The 2155-nt window shown below is 56.3% G+C and carries 4 protein-coding genes; 2 read left to right on the top strand and 2 right to left on the bottom strand.

Annotated elements, in window-relative coordinates; translation table 11 throughout:
• Window positions 1–238, top strand: a 238-nt coding sequence (locus SV253_08910) for a hypothetical protein (GenBank protein ID MDY6776172.1), incomplete at its 5' end; no start/stop codon positions are given.
• Between the two features lie 38 nt (window positions 239–276).
• Window positions 277–741 carry a DUF3592 domain-containing protein gene (locus SV253_08905; protein ID MDY6776171.1) on the top strand — a complete coding sequence of 155 codons (465 nt, stop codon included), beginning with the start codon at window positions 277–279 and terminating at the stop codon, window positions 739–741.
• Here the strand turns inward: SV253_08905 and SV253_08900 are convergent.
• Both SV253_08900 and SV253_08895 read right to left on the bottom strand, forming a co-directional pair.
• Window positions 738–1709 (bottom strand): ring-cleaving dioxygenase, encoded by a 972-nt coding sequence (locus SV253_08900; protein ID MDY6776170.1) that lies wholly within the window; start codon window positions 1707–1709, stop codon window positions 738–740. The genes SV253_08905 and SV253_08900 overlap by 4 nt on opposite strands.
• A gap of 51 nt (window positions 1710–1760) precedes the next feature.
• The coding region (locus tag SV253_08895; protein MDY6776169.1) for a HAMP domain-containing sensor histidine kinase at window positions 1761–2155 on the bottom strand (395 nt) is incomplete at its 5' end.

The raw sequence follows: 2155 nt of genomic DNA, 5'->3' as shown, positions 1-2155 counted from the left end.
GTTTCCCTCAGTCCTCCAAAGAGGTGCTAAGATACTGTCCCCCCTCTTCGACTCCCCGGAGGAGGCAGCCTCAAACCTCGTGTATCTCGCGGCGAAGGAAGACGTTCCCGACGGCTATTACTTCAAGAACAGAAAGCCGTCGAAGCCCTCACGTGAAGCGCGTAGAGACGAGAACGCCAGACAGCTCTTGGAGTGGAGCCGCGAACTGACCCAAAAGGGGACGGATAATACCTCGTGATCCAGAAATGCTTCAGCAACTAAGCCTGATTCTCCAACATGGAGTTCAGCATAGACGGTCCTTCTGGAAGATTACAGACGGTCTTACTGCTTCTACTCGGGATTGCGTCAGTGGGATACGGAGCGTACAGCTACAACGTCCAGTCGTCGGCTCTCGACTCAGGAGTGGAGGTCGAAGCGACTCTAAACTCGACCTCGGTGGAGGAGGTGTCACAGAGACGGGGTGTGGGCTACGTTCCCCGTGCGACCTTGACTTACAGATACGACGGCAAGGAGTACAGTTCTTCGAATGTATACCCCGGGGAGCTACCCAGGGAGTTCGATACCGAGGACGCCGCCGAGTCCGTCCTCGACGGATATGATACGGGAGACACGGTGACAGCGTACGTTCCGCCTGAGTCGCCCGACGACGCCTACCTCAAGCACGAGAGCAGTAATAAGCCGTTTCTGATAATCGGCATCGGCGTCTTGTTTGTCGTGGGAGGAGTCCGGTCATTTCTTTAGCTACTTCCGTCTGTCGGTAGGTTAGGGTCGAACTCAAACTCGGGTAGTCTCTCCTCTATCACGTCACGCCTGTCTTCGAGCCAGTCGGGAAGCACGAGCCGGCTTCCGAGACTCTTGACATCCTCGTCGACTGTGAATCCGGGGTCCTCGGTTGCGACCTCGAAGAGAATCCCGCCCGGCTCACGGCAGTATATCGAGTTGAAGTACTTCCGATCCACTTTACGAGTCACGTTTAGACCGTGGTCGGCAAAGGCGTCGCGGAACTCTTCAAGCTCTCCGTCGTCGGATGCTCTGAAAGCGACGTGCTGAACCACTCCTATACCCATACGTCCGCTTTCGTCGTCGGTTTCGACGACGTCGACTACCGACCCCATTCCGTCGTCTTGTGTTGAGTAACGCCGTCTACCTCCGGACTCGTCTTCGAGTGAGTAACCCAGTACGTCGGTGAGGACCGAGACGGTCGGGCCGAACTCCTCGACCGCGAGAGTTACACTGTGGAAGCCACGTAGCTGGTGTTCGACGGGTACAGGACTCCCCTCCCACGGCTCGGCGTCGGTCTCCGTATCGCTGGCGACGAATTCGAGACTGACACCGTCGGGGTCGGTGAAGTCGAGAACCGGATCACCGAATCTCTCGATATGGTCGACTTTCACCCCCTTAGATTCGAGACGTTCCTCCCAGTAGCCGACTGAGTCCGACGGTATCACGTAGGCGACAGTCTCAGCCTGTCCTGCTCCATTCCTACCAGGGAGTCGGTTAGCTAAGAGAGGAAAGAAACTGATGTTGGTTCCGGGTGTACCCTTCCGGTCACCGAAGTAGAAGTGGTAGATGTCGGTGTCGTCGTGGTTCACGGTGCGTTTAACGAAACGGAGTCCGACTGTGTTGACGTAGAACTCTGCGTTGGGTTTGGGATCACCTGCTGTAACTGTCACGTGGTGAAGACCTGATGTCGTGAGTTTGGATGTCACGGAGTATGTACAGACCGTAAGAGTATCCGTCTTGTGGACACCGGAGAGAGGTCAATACTTGTCCGCAGCCTGAAGCTCAACGACAAAGACAGTACCCTCACCGTCGGGGGCGTCGGGGTTGTCCTCGACCCAGACATCGCCGCCGTAGCTCTCGACGAGTGTATTGACGAGATAAAGACCGACACCCGTACCCTCGCTTTCGAGTCCTTTCTCGCCTTTTCCGAACACCTCTTGTTTCCTGCCGTCGGGGATACCTGGACCGTTATCGGCGACACATACGATGATTCTACCGCCCACGTTGTCGATCTCTGCTGAGACCTCGACCCTCGGAGTCGGCTTGTCGTTGTGCTGTACGGAGTTGTTGAGGAGATTCCTGAAGACAGTCGAGAGGAGATCGTTCGCCCTGACGTCGACATCGGGTATATCACCCACTCGGATCTCGGCGT

It is taken from the genome of Candidatus Afararchaeum irisae, from assembly GCA_034190545.1.
GTDB classification, from domain to species: Archaea; Halobacteriota; Halobacteria; order Halobacteriales; family Afararchaeaceae; genus Afararchaeum; species Afararchaeum irisae.
The sequence above is the reverse complement of the archived record's forward strand: the minus strand, read 5'-3'. Positions and strand labels throughout refer to the sequence as shown.

Bases quoted from the DNA above. Each gene is read 5' to 3' on its own strand.
- SV253_08905 (MDY6776171.1), top strand. From the start codon at position 277: ATGGAGTTCAGCATAGACGGTCCTTCTGGAAGATTACAGACGGTCTTA.